Annotated in this window: 18 protein-coding genes and 1 tRNA gene; 9 read left to right on the forward strand and 10 right to left on the reverse strand. The window is 63.2% G+C overall.

All coding sequences use genetic code 11. From position 1 onward, the window contains the following. Positions 1-80: 80 nt before the first annotated feature. The 4 genes from fdhE (at position 81) to GJ698_RS24120 (ending at position 4,524) form a co-directional block, all read left to right on the forward strand. Positions 81-1,082, forward strand: coding sequence for a formate dehydrogenase accessory protein FdhE (fdhE, locus tag GJ698_RS24105; RefSeq protein ID WP_154360407.1), 1,002 nt, complete (start codon positions 81-83; stop codon positions 1,080-1,082). Beyond that, complete coding sequence (selA, locus tag GJ698_RS24110; RefSeq protein WP_154360408.1) at positions 1,079-2,521, forward strand: L-seryl-tRNA(Sec) selenium transferase; 1,443 nt, start codon at positions 1,079-1,081, stop codon at positions 2,519-2,521. Before fdhE ends, selA begins: the two co-directional genes overlap by 4 nt. Then, entirely contained in the window at positions 2,518-4,419 is a 1,902-nt protein-coding gene (selB, locus tag GJ698_RS24115; protein ID WP_154360409.1) for a selenocysteine-specific translation elongation factor, read from the forward strand. The genes selA and selB overlap by 4 nt, the downstream gene beginning before the upstream one ends. A gap of 9 nt (positions 4,420-4,428) precedes the next feature. After that, positions 4,429-4,524: transfer RNA gene (locus GJ698_RS24120), tRNA-Sec, on the forward strand. On the opposite strand, the gene GJ698_RS24125 is transcribed toward GJ698_RS24120, so the two are convergent. After that, on the reverse strand, positions 4,509-5,225 hold the full coding sequence (locus tag GJ698_RS24125) for an alpha/beta fold hydrolase (RefSeq protein WP_154360410.1): 717 nt from the start codon (positions 5,223-5,225) through the stop codon (positions 4,509-4,511). The two genes, GJ698_RS24120 and GJ698_RS24125, sit on opposite strands and share 16 nt — an antisense overlap. A 170-nt stretch (positions 5,226-5,395) precedes the next feature. Between GJ698_RS24125 and GJ698_RS31300 the strand changes: the two genes are divergently transcribed. Continuing rightward, positions 5,396-7,051, forward strand: coding sequence for a methyl-accepting chemotaxis protein (locus tag GJ698_RS31300; RefSeq protein ID WP_154360411.1), 1,656 nt, complete (start codon positions 5,396-5,398; stop codon positions 7,049-7,051). Positions 7,052-7,167: 116 nt separating this feature from the next. Further along, positions 7,168-8,547 carry a c-type cytochrome gene (locus GJ698_RS24135; protein ID WP_229260147.1) on the forward strand — a complete coding sequence of 460 codons (1,380 nt, stop codon included), beginning with the start codon at positions 7,168-7,170 and terminating at the stop codon, positions 8,545-8,547. Here the strand turns inward: GJ698_RS24135 and GJ698_RS24140 are convergent. From GJ698_RS24140 to rpsO, 6 genes are all read right to left on the reverse strand, one after another. Then, positions 8,532-8,963, reverse strand: coding sequence for a DUF29 domain-containing protein (locus GJ698_RS24140; RefSeq protein WP_154360412.1), 432 nt, complete (start codon positions 8,961-8,963; stop codon positions 8,532-8,534). The genes GJ698_RS24135 and GJ698_RS24140 overlap by 16 nt on opposite strands. A 501-nt stretch (positions 8,964-9,464) precedes the next feature. Then, positions 9,465-9,818 carry a T6SS immunity protein Tdi1 domain-containing protein gene (locus tag GJ698_RS24145; RefSeq protein WP_154360413.1) on the reverse strand — a complete coding sequence of 118 codons (354 nt, stop codon included), beginning with the start codon at positions 9,816-9,818 and terminating at the stop codon, positions 9,465-9,467. A 484-nt stretch (positions 9,819-10,302) separates the two neighbouring features. Further along, on the reverse strand, positions 10,303-10,707 hold the full coding sequence (gene vapC, locus GJ698_RS24150; protein WP_154360414.1) for a type II toxin-antitoxin system VapC family toxin: 405 nt from the start codon (positions 10,705-10,707) through the stop codon (positions 10,303-10,305). Beyond that, complete coding sequence (locus GJ698_RS24155) at positions 10,704-10,898, reverse strand: type II toxin-antitoxin system VapB family antitoxin (protein ID WP_154360415.1); 195 nt, start codon at positions 10,896-10,898, stop codon at positions 10,704-10,706. The genes vapC and GJ698_RS24155 overlap by 4 nt, the downstream gene beginning before the upstream one ends. A gap of 156 nt (positions 10,899-11,054) precedes the next feature. After that, on the reverse strand, positions 11,055-13,184 hold the full coding sequence (gene pnp, locus GJ698_RS24160) for a polyribonucleotide nucleotidyltransferase (protein ID WP_154360416.1): 2,130 nt from the start codon (positions 13,182-13,184) through the stop codon (positions 11,055-11,057). Between the two features lie 186 nt (positions 13,185-13,370). Then, a complete protein-coding gene (rpsO, locus tag GJ698_RS24165; RefSeq protein ID WP_008450438.1) occupies positions 13,371-13,640 on the reverse strand; it encodes a 30S ribosomal protein S15 in 270 nt (89 codons plus the stop codon). Positions 13,641-13,786: 146 nt separating this feature from the next. On the opposite strand from rpsO, the gene bamE reads away from it, so the two are divergent. The 3 genes from bamE to GJ698_RS24180 all read left to right on the forward strand — a co-directional run bounded on the left by bamE (position 13,787) and on the right by GJ698_RS24180 (position 16,283). After that, the gene (bamE, locus tag GJ698_RS24170) at positions 13,787-14,272 is read left to right on the forward strand and encodes an outer membrane protein assembly factor BamE domain-containing protein (RefSeq protein WP_154360417.1); all 486 of its coding nucleotides are present in this window, start codon (positions 13,787-13,789) and stop codon (positions 14,270-14,272) included. Positions 14,273-14,375: 103 nt separating this feature from the next. Beyond that, positions 14,376-15,188, forward strand: coding sequence for a hypothetical protein (locus GJ698_RS24175; protein WP_154360418.1), 813 nt, complete (start codon positions 14,376-14,378; stop codon positions 15,186-15,188). Positions 15,189-15,236: 48 nt separating this feature from the next. Beyond that, positions 15,237-16,283 (forward strand): TonB family protein, encoded by a 1,047-nt coding sequence (locus tag GJ698_RS24180; protein WP_154360419.1) that lies wholly within the window; start codon positions 15,237-15,239, stop codon positions 16,281-16,283. Here GJ698_RS24180 and GJ698_RS24185 read toward each other — a convergent pair whose 3' ends face one another. Genes GJ698_RS24185 through GJ698_RS24195 form a run of 3 tightly spaced genes read right to left on the reverse strand, consistent with a single transcriptional unit; the run spans position 16,284 to position 17,592 of the window. Further along, the gene (locus GJ698_RS24185) at positions 16,284-16,967 is read right to left on the reverse strand and encodes an ArsR/SmtB family transcription factor (protein ID WP_154360420.1); all 684 of its coding nucleotides are present in this window, start codon (positions 16,965-16,967) and stop codon (positions 16,284-16,286) included. It abuts the gene before it with no gap. Then, positions 16,964-17,290 carry an antibiotic biosynthesis monooxygenase family protein gene (locus GJ698_RS24190; RefSeq protein WP_154360421.1) on the reverse strand — a complete coding sequence of 109 codons (327 nt, stop codon included), beginning with the start codon at positions 17,288-17,290 and terminating at the stop codon, positions 16,964-16,966. Before GJ698_RS24190 ends, GJ698_RS24185 begins: the two co-directional genes overlap by 4 nt. Next, entirely contained in the window at positions 17,287-17,592 is a 306-nt protein-coding gene (locus tag GJ698_RS24195) for an NIPSNAP family protein (RefSeq protein ID WP_154360422.1), read from the reverse strand. The genes GJ698_RS24190 and GJ698_RS24195 overlap by 4 nt, the downstream gene beginning before the upstream one ends. Positions 17,593-17,636: the final 44 nt, after the last annotated feature.

Raw genomic sequence — 17,636 nt, forward strand, 5'->3', positions numbered from 1 at the left:
CCTGCGACCATCCCGATTTGGGATTAAAATACTCCCTGAGCCGGCAGCCCTTCTGCTGCCGGCAACACGGGAGATTTTTTTTGGTACAACGCTTGCTACAACCTGGCGAAATCGAGTCGCTCGATCACACCGCCATACCGCGCCTGCTGCTCCCGGAAGCACGCAGTCTGTTTTCCGCGCGCGCCACGCGCCTCCGCCAGTTGGCAGATAATCAAATCAAGGGCATTCCGGTCGGCGAAACGCTGAGCGGCTACCTGAAGATGATGGCCGCCCTGGTCGATGCGCAGGCAGCCGTGGCCACCTCGCTGCCCGCCGACACTTACGCCCTGCCCGACGCCGCCGGCATCGAGCTGGCCATCGATCACCACATGCCGCCGCTGCCGGTCAGCGGCCAGCGCCCGGCTGCGTGGCGCCGCGTATTCGACGCCATCCTCGACCAACTGGACCCGCTTGCAGCAAGCCAGCCGCAGCTCGCCACCGTGCTGGCCGAGCTGCGCGCGCTCGACAGCGCGCAACTCGAAGGCTGCGCCGACGCCGTGCTGGCCGAACTGACGGAAGGCGTGCATCCGCTGCACGCGCCGTTCGTGGCTGCCGCCTTGCAAGTGATGTGGACCAAGCGCGCCAGCCAGCTCGATGCGCAGCGCGTGCAGCCGTTGGTGACCAACACCCTGTGCCCCGTCTGCGGTTCGCATCCGGTGGCCAGCGTGATCCGCATCGGCGGACAGTCGCAGGGCTATCGCTACCTGCAATGCGCCTGCTGCGCCAGCGAATGGCACATGGTGCGCGTCAAGTGCACCACCTGCGAGAGCACCTCGAAGATCGCCTACCAGAGCATCGAGCCGGAAGGCGGCATGCCGGAACCGACCGAGCCGGTGAACAAGGCCAACGATCCAAGCAAGGTGGCGCGCGCCGAAACCTGCGACGAATGCCATACCTACCGCAAGATCTTCAACCAGGAGCACGACTACCACGTCGAGCCGCTGGCCGACGATCTGGCCAGCCTGGCGCTGGACCTGCTGGTCGGCGAAGCCGGCTACGCCCGCGCCAGCGGCAATCCCCTGCTGTGGTTTAACGCCGAATGAACGAACCTGTTGTCACCGGCGGCATCCGCCTGCCAGCCGTGCATCTGATCCTGTCGGACGCCGGCTGCGAGGCGCTGATCGCCGAGTATGGCCGCGTGCAGACGCTGGATGCGGCGCGCGCGCTGCTGGCCGAGCTGCGCGCCATGCTGCTGGCCGCGCGCGAAGGCGGCGAGGTGGCGGCTGCCGCGCCGGCGCCGGACACCGGCATTCCGTCGCTGCTGGCAATGCTGGCCACGCGGCTGCGCGAGCAGAACACCTCGCCGCTGCGTCCCGTGTTCAACCTGACCGGCACCGTGCTGCACACCAACCTTGGCCGCGCGTTGCTGCCCGACGACGCCGTGCAGGCGGTGGTGGATGCGATGCGCTGGCCGATGAACCTGGAATGGGACATCGACACCGGCAAGCGCGGCGACCGCGACAACCTGATCGAAGAACTGCTGCTGGAACTGACCGGCGCCGAAGCGGCCACCATCGTCAACAACAACGCCGCCGCCGTGCTGCTGATGCTGAACACCGTGGCGCTGGGCAAAGAGGTGATCGTCTCGCGCGGCGAGCTGGTGGAAATCGGCGGCGCCTTCCGCATTCCGGACGTGATGACGCGCGCCGGCGCCGTGCTGCGCGAAGTGGGCGCCACCAATCGCACGCACCTGAAGGACTACGACGAAGCGGCCGGTGCGCAGACCGCGCTGATGATGAAGGTCCACACCAGCAATTACGCCATCACCGGCTTCACCAAGAGCATCGAGCTCGATGAACTGGCGCCGCTGGCGAAGAAGCACAACATCCCGCTGGCGGTGGACCTGGGCAGTGGCACGCTGGTCGACCTTGAGCAGTATGGCCTGCCGCATGAAACCACGGTGCGCGAAACCATCGAAGGTGGAGCCGACCTGGTGACCTTCAGCGGCGACAAGCTGCTGGGCGGTCCGCAGTGCGGCATCATCGTCGGCCGCAAGGATCTGATCGCGCAGATCAAGAAGAATCCGCTGAAGCGCGCACTGCGCGTCGGCAAACTGACCCTGGCCGCGCTGGAGCCGGTGCTCGCGCTGTACCGCGCGCCGGACCTGCTGCCGGAGCGCCTGACCACCCTCAAGCTGCTGACCCGCCCTGCCGCCGACATGCGCGTGCAGGCGCAGGCCATCCTGCCGCAGCTGCAGGCCGCGCTGGGCGCCGGCTACGTCGTCACCGACGAAGCGATGATGAGCCAGATCGGCAGCGGCGCGCTGCCGGTCGACCAGTTGCACAGCCACGGCCTGGTGGTGCGCCCCGCTGCGGCGGGCCGCATCAGCAACGCGCTGGGCGTGCTGGAACAGCGCCTGCGCGCCCTGCCGTTGCCGGTCATCGGCCGCGTGGCGCAGGATGCGCTGTGGCTCGACCTGCGCTGCCTGCAGGACCACCAGCAGCAGCACTTCATCGAACAACTGTCCCTGCTTGCAGCATGATCGTCGGCACCGCAGGACACATTGACCACGGCAAGACCACGCTGACGCGCGCCCTCACCGGCGTCGACACCGATCGTCTGAAGGAAGAGAAGGCGCGCGGCATTTCGATCGAACTCGGTTACGCCTATGCGCCGCTGGAAGGCGGCGACATCCTGGGCGTGATCGATGTACCGGGCCACGAAAAATTCATCCGCACCATGGCGGCCGGCGTCACCGGCATCGACGCCGCGCTGCTGGTGATCGCCGCCGACGACGGCATCATGCCGCAGACGCTGGAGCACCTGGCGATCCTGCGGCTGCTGGGCGTACAACGCGGCGCGGTGGCGCTGACCAAGATCGACCGCGCCGACAGCAGCCGCCTGGAACAGCTGGAGGGCGAGATCAACGCCCTGTTGTCGAGCACCGATTTCGCCGGCGCGCAGATCTTCCGCACCAACGCCACCATCGAAGGCGATATCGGCGTCAAGGCGCTGCTGCGCCATCTGGCGCAGATCGCCGCCACGCTGCCGGCCAACGACGAACGGCGCCTGTTCCGGCTCGGCGTGGACCGCGTGTTCACGCTATCCGGCCAGGGCACCATCGTCACCGGCACCGCGCTGGCGGGCAGCGTGCGCGTGGGCGACATCCTGCAGATGGCGCCCGGCGGCCAGGAGGCGCGCGTGCGCAGCATCCACGCGCAGAACCGCTCGGCCGACGTCGGCCGCGCCGGACAGCGCCTGGCCCTGAACCTGGGCGGCGTCAGCAAGGACGAAATCGCGCGCGGCACGTGGGTGGTGGCGCCGGCGCTGTCCGCCTGTTCCGAACGGGTGGACGTGCAGCTGACGCTGACGCCGGACTGCGGCCTGACGCTCAAGCCCTGGTCGCCGGTGCACGTGCACCTGGGCGCGGCGCACCACACCGCCAATGTGGTGATGCTCGATGACGAAGTGCTGACGCCGGGACGCACGGGACGCGTGCAGCTGGTGCTCGATGCGCCGGTGCATGCGGTGCCGGGCGACCGCTTCGTGATCCGCAATGCGCAGGCCACCGCCACCATCGGCGGCGGCGTGGTGCTCGATCCGTTCGGGCCGGCGCGCAAGCGGCGCAGCGCGGTGCGCGTCGCCTGGCTGGATGCGCTGGCCGACTACATCGGCAGCGGCGATATCGGCGCGCTGCTGGCGCGCGGGCCGCTGGGCCTGCGCGTGTCGACGCTGGTACGGCTGTCGCAACTGCCGGCCGAGCAGATCGCCGCGCCGCCAGGCACGGTGGAAGTCGGCCTGCAAGGCGGCGACCAGTTGCTGATTGCAGCGGCCGAGGTGGAGGCGCTGCAGGCGCGCATCCTGGCCGCACTGGAAGCATTCCACGCGCGCGCGCCGGACGATGCGGGGCCGGAGCTGTGGCGCCTGAAGCGCATCGTCTCGCCGGAGATGGAAGACCGCCTGTGGAGCCGCCTGATCGACACGCTGCTTGCCAGCGGCGCGATCAAGCAGCGCGGCCGCAGCCTGCACTTGCCGGCGCATAGCGTGGAACTGAGCGCCGCAGAACAGGCGCAGGTGGCGCCGTTGCTGGCGTCCTTGCTGGCGGGCGCCTTCGATCCGCCGTGGGTGCGCGAGCTGGCGCGCGAGCATGGCATGCAGGAGACCGAAGTGCGGCGCCTGCTGCTCAAGCTGTCCAAGACCGGTGAGCTGAGCCAGGTGGTGAAGGATTTGTTTTACCATCCGCAGCGGCTGGACGAACTGGCGCGGCTGGTGGCCACGCTGCCCGAGGTGCAGGCGGCGTCGTTCCGCGACGCCACCGGACTGGGACGCAAGCGGGCGATTCAGGTATTGGAGTTCTTCGACCGCGTCGGCTATACTCGCCGCATTGGCAATATCCACCTGATACGACCGAACGCCGCCTGGGCCTACAGCGGCGCATAATCAGACCACGGAAGGCACACTCATCCGGTGATGGGGCCGGGCTTCAAACCCGGTGGGGGGCGTCAGCCGCTCCCTCGTAAGTTCGACTCCTACTGCCTTCCGCCACCTACCACTGTTTGCATCACCATTTCCACCGCCGCATCGAAGTGGGCCGGCGTTTCGGCCAGCAGCGACCATAGTCGGTTGTGCTCGGCGCCGCGCACGATGTGCAGCTGGCGCGATTCGGCGCGGGCGGCGGCCGCCACCAGACGTTCGGAGATTTCCAGCGGGATGGTGGCGTCGTGCTCGGCGTGGATCACCAGCAGCCGGCCCTCGAAGCGCGACAGGATCTCCCAGGCATCGCTGTCGGCCCAGCTGCGCTCACGGCGGATGATGGCCGAAAAATCCGGTCCGAACGGCACCTCGTAGGCCGACGGCGTGTAGACGCCCGGCACGATCAGCACCAGCGCATCGACCCGGTGCCGCGCGCTCAACTGGATGGCGTTGTAGGCGCCCATGCTGGCGCCGAACACCACCAGCGGCGCCGCCATGCCATGCGCGGCCAGCACCGCCTGCGCCTGCCGCGTGCGGCTGGCTACCGACGATTGCGCCAGCGCGCCGCCGGTCTCGCCGTGGCCGATGGCGTCGAAACAGACGCTGCCCTGCCCCCGCTGCTGCAATGCACCACGCAGCAGTCGATGGCCGTGGCGGCTGCTGGCACCGGCCCCGTGCAGGTACAGGATGCGGTTGCTGTCGCGGCCGACGTAATGGTCGGCTTTAAGAACGTGACCGTTGAACGGCACGTCGAAATCGAGGATGGTGGTCATGCCCGCAGCCTACCCAAGCACCGCGACTTTGTAAATAAAAGTAATAAGCGCTCTGTTGCCATGCAGCATTTTTTATTCGGTGATAGAATGACCCCAGGAAATTTAAGTTTCTTTTTTGAAACAATACTTCACAAATACTACTATTACTACGCACCTAATTCGGACGCACTATGAAATTATCTGAAATGAAGGTCGGCAACAGGCTGGCCATCGGCTTTGGCGCCACCTTGATCCTGCTGCTGGCTGTCGCCATCGCCAGCTGGATGAGTATCCGACAGACCGCCAGGGACACCGACGCCCTGCTCGACAGCCACCTGAAAACGGAGCGCCTGGTCAGCGCCTGGAGAGCCATCGTCGCAGCCAACGTGCAGCGCGCCCTGGCGGCCTCCAAGACCAGCGATCCCGCTACCCAGAAAATGTTCGAGGATGGCATCGCCACCACGTCCAAGGTAGCCGTCAGCTACCAGAGCCAGGTGGCCGACCTGCTGGACGACCCGCAAGCCAAGACCCTGTTCGACACGGCCCAGGAAAAGCGCAAGATCTACCAGGCCGTGCGCAAGCAGGCCTTCGACGAGAAAGCCGCCGGCAACCTGGAGCACGCCAACCAGATCGTCGAAAAGGAATTCATTCCTGCCGGCGATGTCTACGTCGCCAGCATGGGCGCACTGGTGGAACGCCAGAAGGCCGTCATCGATGAAATCGGCGCCACCATCCACAACCGCAGCGCCGGCTCGGCATGGATGATCGTGGTACTGAGCACCATTTCGATCGCGGTGGCGCTGGTGCTGGGCTGGCTGATCAGCCGTTCGCTGCTGAAACAGCTGGGCGGCGAGCCGGGCTACGCGGCCGGCATCACCGACCGCATCGCCGGCGGCGACCTGACCGTGCACGTGGCGCTGGCCGACGGCGACCGTTCCAGCCTGCTGTACAGCATCGCCACCATGCGCGAGCGCCTGGCGGCCATCGTCAGCGAAGTGCGCGGCAGCACCGATTCGGTCGCCACCGCGGCCGATGAAATCGCCAGCGGCAACCAGGACCTGTCCTCGCGCACCGAGCAGCAGGCAGGTTCGCTGGAAGAGACCGCGTCGTCGATGGAAGAACTGACCGCGACCGTCAAGCAGAACACCGAGTTTGCGCGCCAGGCCAACCAGCTGGCGGCCAGCGCCTCCGGCGTGGCCGTGCGCGGCGGCGAAGTGGTCGGCGGCGTGGTGACCACCATGGAAGAGATCAGCGCCTCGTCGCGCCAGATCGTCGACATCATCGCCGTCATCGACGGCATCGCGTTCCAGACCAATATCCTGGCCTTGAATGCGGCGGTGGAAGCGGCGCGTGCCGGTGAACAGGGCCGCGGCTTCGCGGTCGTGGCGCAGGAAGTGCGCACGCTGGCGCAACGCTCGGCCAGCGCCGCCAAGGACATCAAGCACCTGATCAACGAATCGGTGGAAAAGATCGCCAACGGCGGCATGCTGGTCGATGAAGCCGGCAAGACCATGGAAGAGATCGTCCGCAGCATCCGCAATGTCAGCGAGATCATGGAGCAGATTACGGCCGCCAGCAGCGAGCAGGAAGCCGGCATCGAACAGATCAACCAGGCCATCATGGAAATGGACGGCGTGACGCAGCAGAACGCCGCGCTGGTGGAAGAAGCTGCGGCAGCCGCCGAGGCGCTGCAAGGCCAGTCGACCCATCTGGCTGAGCTGGTCAGTGTGTTTCAGGTGGACGGCGGCGTGAAGGCCACCGGCCGCTCGTCGTTCGACGCGCCACGCGCGCGCCCGGCGCCAGGCCGCGCGCCGGCACTGCAATTGCGCACCCGCGCAGCCGGCTGACGCCACGCACGGCGGCGCCCGCCGCCGTTGCCGAGGCCGCGCGACAGAAGCGGCCTCGGCTTTCCCTGTTTTCTGGCGGTACAATGGCGCGATCAAACCACCAGGGGACAATCGCGATGTACCAGACCGCTCTGCAAGCCGCCGCCATCGGCATGGCGCTCATTTCCTTCTCCGCGTACGCCGCCGCGCCGGTCGCTGCCGCCGAAAAACTCTATCAAGCCAATTGCGCCGTCTGCCATGGCGCCAAGCTGGAAGGCGCCGTCGGCCCGACGCTAGGCGAGCACGCCTGGATTCACGGCGCGCCGACCAAGGCTAATCTCATCAACGTGATCAGCAAGGGCGTGCCGGACAAGAATATGCCGGCCTGGTCGCCGACGCTGAGCGCGGCGCAGATCGCCATGCTGGCCGATTACATCGCGGCCAATGCCAACAAGAAGCTGGCGGCGCCGGCCGCCGCCAATGATCTGCTCGGCGGCTTCAAGCTGCCGAAGGGCTTCCGCATCAGCGTGTATGCGGAAGGCGCCGCCACCGCGCGCAGCATGGTGGTGTCGGACAGCGGCGTCGTCTACGTCGGCTCGCGCAAGGCCGGCAAGATTTATGCGCTAGTGCCGCGCGCCGACAAGCAGTCGGCCGACGTGGTCACCGTTGCCGAAGGGCTGGAAAATCCGATCGGCGTGACGCTGCTGAACGGCGCCCTGTACGTGGGCGAAATCAGCCGCGTGATCCGCTTCGACAATATCGACAAGCGCTATGCGCAGAAGCCGTCGTATGACGTGGTCAAGGTCGGCCTGCCGACCGACAAATGGCATGGTGAGAAAGTGATGCGGGCCGGGCCGGACGGCAAGCTGTACATCCCGGTCGGCGCGCCCTGCAATATCTGCGACACCGACGACACCCGCAGCGCCAAAATTTACCGCATGAATCCGGACGGCAGCCAGCTGGAGGAAGTGGCGCGCGGCGTGCGCAACACGGTCGGCTTCGACTTCCATCCGTCGACCAAGCAGTTGTGGTTCACCGACAATGGCCGCGACGAGCTGGGCGACAACACGCCATCCTGCGAACTGAATGTGGTGACCAAGCCGAACCAGCACTTCGGCTTCCCCTACTGCCATGGCGGCGTGGTGCCCGATCCGCAATTCGGCAAGAACCGCAGCTGCGACGAGTTCGAAGCGCCGGTCGCCAAGCTGGGGCCGCACGTGGCGCCGCTGGGCATGACCTTCTACACCGGCAAGCAGTTTCCCGACATCTATCGCAACAACATCTTTGTGGCGGAACATGGCTCGTGGAACCGCAGCACCAAGAGCGGCTACACCGTGCATCTGATTACGCTGTACGGCAACAAGATGGTCAGCGACACCTCGTTCATCGACGGCTTCCTGCGCGGCGATGAAGTGGTCGGCCGCCCGGTCGATGTGGTGATGCAGGCCGATGGCTCGCTGCTGGTGTCCGACGACTACGCCGGCCGCATCTTCCGCGTGACTTACGACGGAAAATAATCCTCCGCCAGCACCTGCTCAAGGCTCCATTCGCAAGCCTTGGGCAGGTCGGTCAAGCCGGCCTGCAGAATCGCGGCGCTGAGCGCGTCGGACCAAACCTCCGCATTCCATTCCGGATCGTCCAGCAAAGGGCGCAAGCTGGGCATTTTTTCCAGCAGCCTGGCGATACGCTCCCGCTGATCGCGCATGGTTTTCTTCCAGCTCGTGCCACGTCGTTCAGGCTGATATTTCCATTTGAGCATATGGGCCATCAAGATCGCCATCCGGTGCGCCAGTTGATGGCGATGGCTGATGTTCATATCTTCGATTTCTTCGGCGATATGCTCGATGTCCAGCAAGGCCCACTGGCCTGAGCGCAGCAGCGCGACCTGCTCTTGCGCCCAGGCGGCCACATCTTCTTCGTATGCCGTACTCATCGCCAAACTCCTCATCAGGACGTGTGCTTGTCAGACCTGAGATATCCCAAAAAGTTCAACGGCAGCTTTCGTCGTCAACGAATAAGATCGAATTCCCGAGGAGACTGGGCCGGCATGGTAAGGCGCACTCCACTATCAAGCAAACGCGCCGCTTCTTCGCCAGCATAAAACGCTTTGATGCGGCAAAAATGGCGCCTGATTTGAGTTTCAAAAGCCCGTTGCAGGCTTCGTGACGGAGCAGAATCGGAAGCACTGGCCACAGGACAGTGTTATCCGGGTTAGAGAGCTAATCAATGCCCCATCAGCTTTTCTTCGCCACGTACTTGAATCGCTTTTTCATGCCCGCCTCCCAGTTGGCAGACTCACGCTTAGTACCGTACTAAACTGAGGTAGCAGGTCAGCCGGGTTCCATAGAACGAAATGGCTTGAATAAACATGCCCGGTGCGGGTGTAGGCAAGCTGCTGCGCGACTCAATCGCGGCAAGAACAGGCAGCAGATCGTTAGCAGTCGCAAAGAAGTGGGGCAGACGGCGGTTCGTATGTTTGCCTGGCGAGATCACCTGCCATGCCAATGATTTCGTGAATTGGAGCGGTCGCAAGATTTGGCATGTCATACGCTCCGCCAAGATAACCCGGAACTTTCAGGCAGTACTTTCTCGGAGGCGCGAGCTCGCCCAGATGTTTACGCGCCACCTCTACCAGTTCGCACATATACCAGTCGTGGAGAAACTCCTGGGCCCGTAGCAGCACCTCAAACGAAGCTCTGTCATCCGCAACCACTTCGCACATACCCTCTTCAGGCGTGATCCGCCAGTAACGACCCCAGGCACGCGAGATTTCAGTGATCAAAGGCATATGACTTAACCTTATTTGTCAGCGGCATTGGCCAATTTCATTCTTCTTCAAAGACAGCCACTGTGATTCGAAGGAATGTTCATCAAGTTCCGGCATCCACCCAAGTGGATCAGCTTTTAGATCTTCGGACTTACCTCGAAGCTCATACGTGAATCGCAGCACTTCGCTAGCTTTTTCCTCAACACGAACACCTTTAAGAATGCGGTATTGGAGTAGATGTTAAACGCACGGCCAGCAAGAGAAATCAGAAGCGCTAAATTTGCAGTAATTGTCGCCATGAGCTAACTCCAACGTGTGCGATAACCGGCGACTGCAGCGCGCAACACGTCCACCATCCGGTTGATTAATGGGTTAAATCGCATTTTTCTGTTGGCTATGCAGAATACTTCTTCGGGCCTACTATATTGAGCTCACCGAAGATCCGTATAATCACAGGATATTGGATATGGGCAGCATTATCGATAGATGATGTAAATTTTGCACATTAGGAAAGCAATGTTATTGCCGAACAAAGTCCCAAATAATTGACGAAGGGATCGAAATCCTTGTCGCTGTATAACAGCGCGTAGCCATCTTTGATACAGCGGGTAGCGATGATTGTATCAATCGTTTTGCGTATTGTGACGCCGAATAAACGCAGCGCACGGAAATTCTGTGCTGCCTGTATCGCGATTGCCTGACCGCCGAGGTCCACTACAGTCAGTGAGGTTAGCAGCCTGTGCGCTTGGTGAAAGTCGCGGTCTAAACGGAAGCCCTGCAGCACCTCCGTTAAAATCAAGTCGCCGGTAGCCAAGGGTTCGTGCCCCAGTATGGCGCCAAGCGCATCGGTTTGCGGTGTCGAATTGCCTCGGAAAAAATCTATCCAGACGCTGGAGTCGACCAGAATCATCTGTCAGACCGCATGGCGTCAAGGTCGCCCTCCCAGGCCAGCTTGCCTCGGAATTGACGTATTTTCTCCTGTTGCTTGAGGCGCACCACAGTACGCAACCCTAGCTCCACGGCTTCGCTTTCAGATGTTAGTCCAGTGAGCAGCAGCGTTTCTTGCATGAGCTTTTCGTCGATGAAAATATTCGTTTGCATAGCGCGTCCTCCGATGACGGAACGTAGGCACATGCTAGGCCTGTCAAGCCACCGACACAAGGAAATTTCACGCCACGCTGGACGCAGATCAAACGACGCAATAAAAAAGCCGCCGGGGCTTGCGCGCCCGGCGGCTTTTCAGATCAGACTAGCTGATTACTGCGCGTTGGCGGCAGCGGCGGCAGCTTCTTCCGCGGCGGCTTTCATCGACAGTTTCAGGCGGCCGCGGTCGTCGGTTTCCAGAACCTTGACGCGCACTGCCTGGCCTTCTTTCAGGTAGTCGGCCACGGCGTTCACACGCTCGTTGGCGATCTGCGAGATGTGCAGCAGACCGTCTTTACCTGGCATCACTTGCACGATCGCGCCGAAGTCCAGCAGCTTCAGCACCACGCCGTCGTAGGACTTGCCTACTTCGACCGAGGCGGTCAGCTCTTCGATGCGGCGCTTGGCTTCCTGTCCGGCGGCAGCGTCGACGGAAGCGATGGTGACCACGCCTTCGTCGCTGATGTCGATTTGGGTGCCGGTCTCTTCGGTCAGCGCGCGGATGACGGCGCCGCCTTTGCCGATCACGTCACGGATTTTTTCCGGATTGATCTTGATGGTGATCAGGCGTGGCGCGAAGTCCGACAGTTCGGTCTTCACGGTCGGCACGGCCTTTTGCATTTCGCCCAGGATGTGCTCGCGGCCTTCTTTGGCTTGCGCCAGCGCCACTTGCATGATTTCCTTGGTGATGCCCTGGATCTTGATGTCCATCTGCAGCGCGGTGATACCGTTGCGGGTACCGGCAACCTTGAAGTCCATGTCGCCCAGGTGATCTTCATCGCCCAGAATGTCGGACAGCACGGCGAACTTGCCGCCTTCCTTGATCAGGCCCATGGCGATACCGGCCACGTGCTCTTTCATCGGCACGCCGGCATCCATCAGCGCCAGGCAGCCGCCGCAGACCGACGCCATCGACGACGAACCGTTCGATTCGGTGATTTCCGACACCAGGCGCACGGCGTAGCTGAACTCTTCCTGCGATGGCAGGGCGGCGATCAGCGCGCGCTTGGCCAGACGGCCGTGGCCGATTTCGCGGCGCTTCGGCGTACCGACGCGGCCGGTTTCGCCGGTGGCGAACGGTGGCATGTTGTAATGCAGCATGAACGGGTCGGTGAACTCGCCCATCAGCGCATCGATCTTCTGCGCATCGCGCGCGGTGCCCAGGGTCGCAACGACCAGCGCCTGGGTTTCGCCGCGGGTGAACAGGGCCGAACCGTGGGTGCGTGGCAGCACCGAGGTGCGGATCGAGATCGGACGCACAGTGCGGGTGTCGCGGCCGTCGATGCGTGGCTCGCCGTCGAGGATCTGCGAACGCACGACTTTCGATTCCATCTCGAACAGGATGTTACCGACGTCAACGCTGTCCGGTGCGGCAGCGCCGGCAGCGGCAGCTTCAGCGCCCAGGTCGGCGATCACTTCGGCCGACATCGCGCGCAGCTTGTCGGTACGGGCTTGCTTGTCGCGGGTCTGGTAGGCGTCGCGGATCTTCGCTTCGGCGAAGTGGGCCACGCGGCCGATCAGCGCTTCGTTCTTGGCCGGGGCGGTCCAGACCTGCTCCGGCTTGCCGCCGTCGCGCACCAGGTCGTGGATCGCGTCGATCACGGCCTTCATCTGGGTGTGGCCGAACACCACGGCGCCCAGCATGATTTCTTCCGACAGCTGCTGGGCTTCCGATTCCACCATCAGCACGGCGGTTTCGGTACCGGCAACCACCAGGTCCATCTGCGAGGTTTTCAGTTGTTCAACGGTAGGATTCAGGATGTACTGGCCGTTGGCGTAACCCACGCGGGCGGCGCCGATCGGACCATTGAACGGCACGCCCGACACGCACAGCGCGGCCGAAGCACCGATCATCGAGGCGATGTCTGGGTCGATTTCTGGGTTGACCGACAGCACGTGGATCACCACTTGCACTTCGTTCAGGTAGCCCTCTGGGAACAGCGGACGGATTGGACGGTCGATCAGGCGGGATGTCAGCGTTTCTTTTTCCGAAGGACGACCTTCACGTTTGAAGAAACCGCCCGGGATTTTACCGGCTGCGTAGGTTTTCTCCAGGTAGTCGACGGTCAGCGGGAAGAAGTCCTGGCCTGGTTTCGCGTCTTTACGCGCCACCACGGTAGCCAGGATGACGGTGTCTTCAATCGACACCATCACCGCGCCGGAGGCCTGGCGAGCGATTTCGCCAGTTTCCAGCGTGACGGTGTGTTGACCGTACTGGAAGGTTTTCGTAACTTTGTTAAACATGGGTAATCCCTTTCTATTTGCCGACAGATTTTCAGGGGCTGTCGTTCACCTCACCACAGATGGCCCGAAAGCCACCTTTCCTACAACTCTACGTACTACTTGGCAATTTTTTAACGTCCAGAAAAACAAAATGCCCGCGACAGCAAACTGGCGCAGGCATTTTGATTAGGCCGGACGGCGCAAGAATTACTTACGCAGACCCAGTTTAGCGATCAGATCGCGATAACGGGTAGCGTCTTTGCCCTTCAGGTACGACAGCAGGGATTTACGACGGTTAACCATCATGATCAGACCACGACGCGAGTGGTGATCTTTGCTGTGGGCTTTGAAGTGGCCGTTCAGTTCGTTGATGCGAGCGGTCAGCAGTGCAACTTGCACTTCTGGCGAGCCGGTGTCTTTTTGACCACGGGCGTTGTCCGCGATGATCGCGGCTTTGTTGATGTTTTCTACGGTCATGATATTTACCTTTAACATGCGGTGCGCGGAGTCGTAACCCTGCCCACCGTGATTACAATAAAGCCTGGTCGGAAAGACCAGACCCGGAAGTATAACGGAAAAAGTCGCGCGTGTATCTGCTTTTGACGCTTTTTCAGGAGGTAAACATGAAAAACGCTATGGTTTTGACAATTCTGGCGCTGGCTGTTGCGGCCTGTGCCCACTTCGGCGAACCGCCGCCGCAGCCCGGTGCGCCGCTGGACGCGGTCAAGGCCCGCCTCGGCCAGCCCACCAATGTCTACGCCGACGGCGGCGACACGCTGCTGGAATACGCCACCGGCCCCATGGGCCAGTACACCTGGATGGCGCGCATCGGCGCCGACGGCAAGCTGGTGTCCTATGAACAGGTGCTGTCCGGCGCCAGGTTCGCCACCGTGAAGCCGGGCCAGGACAACAAGGACAGCGTGTTGCGCATCCTTGGCCGGCCAACCCAGGTCACGCATTATGCCAGCGTTGACGGCGACGTCTGGCTGTACCGCTATAAAGAACAGGATGTGTGGAACTCGATGATGTCGGTGGAGTTCAACCGCCAGGGCGTGGTGCAGGCCATGGTCAACGGCCCCGACGAGGAGCGTGAAGTGCGGCGGCGCTAGGTAGGATCATTCCCACGAGAATGCCGGGCGTGCGCCGACGCGTTTAACGCCGAGCGGTTGCTATGATTTTTCTTACTGACATCGCAACCAACTTGGAGAAACCATGTCCTTACGCACGCCCCCTGCCCGTCACGCCATGTATGCAGCAACCTTACTCGCGCTGAGCACCGTCAGCGCCATCGCCTGGGCGGATCCGTCGCCGGCGCTGGACCGCGCCAGCCTGTCGGTCGGCGCCTTCTACACCGAACCGAAAATCAATTACGAGGGCGAGACCAATTACGGCCGCATCGACACCGGCACCTACAAGACCGACCATGTGACGCTGCCGCGCGTAAAAGCCTCCGTGCTGCTGGGCGACTCGCAGGGCCTGGACTTCGATTACTACCGTTACGACAAAACCTACAGCCCGGACCTGAGCGGCAGCACCAATTACAACGGCGTGCCGCTGACCGGCAACGGCCGCCTGGACGCCAAGCTGAAACTGGACCTGGCCAACCTCGCCTATAAATGGTGGATCGGCAGCGGCAACGACGTGTTCGGCATCGGCGCCGGAGCGGCCTACTACCAGGCCAGTCTGAAAGGCACCGCCAGCGGCGTGCTGAACGGCGTGGCCGGCAGCGGTTCGTACGAAGAAAAAGAAAGCGCCTGGGCGCCATTGCTGGAACTGGGCTGGCGTCATGCGGTGTCGGAGAACGTGCGCATCTACGCGGATGCTTCCGGCATCAAGAAAAACGGCGGCAGCATCCAGGGCCACATCTACGGCGGCGCGATCGGCGTCGAATGGTTCCCGACCAAGGCCGTGGGCGTGGTGGCGGAATACACCGCCAGCAAGATCAGCCTGAACCGCCAGCGCGACAACACCGACCTGAATGTTCGCTTAAACGGTCCGGCGGCTTACGTCAAAGTTCGCTTCTAAATCGGCAAGCATGCTAAATTGGCACATTCCTTTACGGAGTGTGCCGATATGAAACTCTACCTCGCCGCGCTTGCCGTCGCGGCCACCCAGCTTGCTGCGCCAGCACTGGCGCAAACTCCCGCCAGCACCAAGCCCGCCGCTCAATTCAGCACTTGCGTTAAACCGGAATGGCCGAAGGAGTCGTTGCGCCACGAGGAGCAAGGCACGGTGCAGCTGGCGTTCCTGATCGGCACGGATGGATCGGTGCGCGAGTCGCGCGTCGAGCGTTCCACCGGCCATCCACTGCTGGATCAGGCGGCGCAGGATTCCCTGGCCCGCTGCAAATTCAAGCCGGGCACCGAGAACGGCCAGCCTGTCGAAACCTGGACCAGGATGCAGTATGTGTGGAAGATCGATGGTCCATCGCAAAAACAGATGGAGGTGGACCTGGCACAGGCGCGCGCCGGCGCCGAGCGTAACGAGCCGGAAGCTGCGTACAAACTGGGGCTGATCTACCTGAACGGCAACGGCGTGCCGCGCGACCAGGATCTGGCTCGTAGCTGGCTGGAAAAGGCGGCGAATCAGGGATCGGCCGGCGCGCAGGAGACGCTGGGATTGATGGCCTCCCCGCGCACCGGCACCGCCGGCGATCCGGCGCTGGCCGCTGTGTGGTTCCGCAAGGCCGCCGAACAGGGCAAGGCGAACAGCCAGTACTTCCTCGCCATGCTGCTGCACAAGCAGGGCAATAATGACGAAGCCAAGATGTGGCTGCGCAAGGCGGCGGCGCAAAACCATCCGACCGCGCAATCGGCGCTGGGCAGCATGCTGCTGGCCAGCGGCCAGGACGACGATCTCAAGGAAGGCATAGGTTTTCTGCAGAAGGCTGCGGCGCAGCAGGATCGCGTTGCGCAGGTGGTGCTGGGCCAGTGCTATGAAACCGGCCTTGGCGTCTCGCAGGACTACGCGCAGGCTGCGACGCTGTACCAGCGAGCCGCGCTGGCACACAACCGCATGGCCGAACTGGCGCTGGCGCGTTTGTATGAACAGGGACTCGGCGTACCGCAGGATAAGGACAAAGCGCAGCTGCTGCTGCAACAGACCAAGGCGCCGCAGTAGTCAGCTTTTCAGCCAGGCGGACAGCGATGTCGCGCCGCCGACGGTCACGCTCAGCGCGCGCGTGTCGTCGCTGCGGCGCAGCCAGCCGCGTTCAATGAAGTTCTCCAGCAGCGCCACCGCCAGCGGCCCGGCGAAATGGTCGCGGCGTTCGGACCAGTCGACGCAGCCATAGAGCTGGCGTGGACTTTCGTGCAGCACGATGCCCAGGTCGCGTACGCGCGCAGCGCCATCGGCGGTCAGCGCGAATTCGTGGCCATCGCCCTCGCCGGCTTGCACCCAGCCCTTATCGAGGAAGCAGCGGCACAGATCCACACCGAGCACGCCGGCCAGATGGCCGTAGCAGCTGCGCGCGTGGCGCAGGTCGCGCATGGCCGGCGCTTTCCAGCGCGTGGTTTCGGGCAGCGCGCCGTCGGCCACGCGCAGCAGGGCTTCCAGTGCGTGTGCCACATTGCCGTCGGCGAGCATGTAGTAGCGATGGCGGCCCTGCGCGCGGACGCGGGCCAGGCCTTCGTCCACCAGCAGCTTCAGATGCTGCGACGCGGTCGGCGCCGCCACGCCGGCATGCTGCGCCAGTTCGGTGGCGGTGTAGAAGCGGCCATCCAGAAGCCGCGACAGCATCAGCGCCCGCGTCGGATCGCCGATGGCCGCGGCCACCCGCGCAAAGCGTGGCTGCATCTGCGTCATGGCGCAGGCACCTGCGCGCGGTCGGTCATGCCGTAGTCGCGGAGGACGGAGGCGACGCGCAGGCGGTAGTCGTCGAACACGCCGCCACGTCCGGCCTGCTGGGCGGCGCGGTGTTCTTCCTGACCGCGCCACGCCCGCACAGCCGCCTCGTCGCGCCAGAACGACAGCGACAGCAGCTTGTCCGGCTGCATGATGCTGGTGAACCGCTCCACCGAAATAAAGCCGTCCACCTGCGCCAGCAACGGCGCCAGCTGCGCCGCGCGTTCCAGATACTCGGCGCGCCCGTCGCTGCTGGGCACCACCTCAAAAATCACCGCGATCATGACACCGCCTCCGCAAAAGTGCGCTCCTCGCGCAGGATGAACCGCTGCTGCCTGGCGAATGCAAAATTATCCTTCGCCTCCGCATCCGCGCGCAGGCGGCCGCGATACGATTCATAATCCGCCAGCGAATCGAAGCCCACCAGTCCCCACGCCTCGTAACTGGTGCCTTCGTACGGCAGGAAGTAGCCGATCAGCCGGCCGCCCAGGCGCGGAATGATGCGGCCCCAGTTCTCGGCATACTGAAGGAAAGCGTCGCGCTGGAATGGATCGATCTCGTAACGGATGAAGCAAGTGATGGTCATATAAGCCCCCGGTTGAAAACACCAGAATAGCTTTCCAAAATCGC

This window comes from Duganella aquatilis, from assembly GCF_009674565.1.
In the GTDB taxonomy this organism is placed as follows: Bacteria; Pseudomonadota; Gammaproteobacteria; order Burkholderiales; family Burkholderiaceae_D; genus Rugamonas; species Rugamonas aquatilis.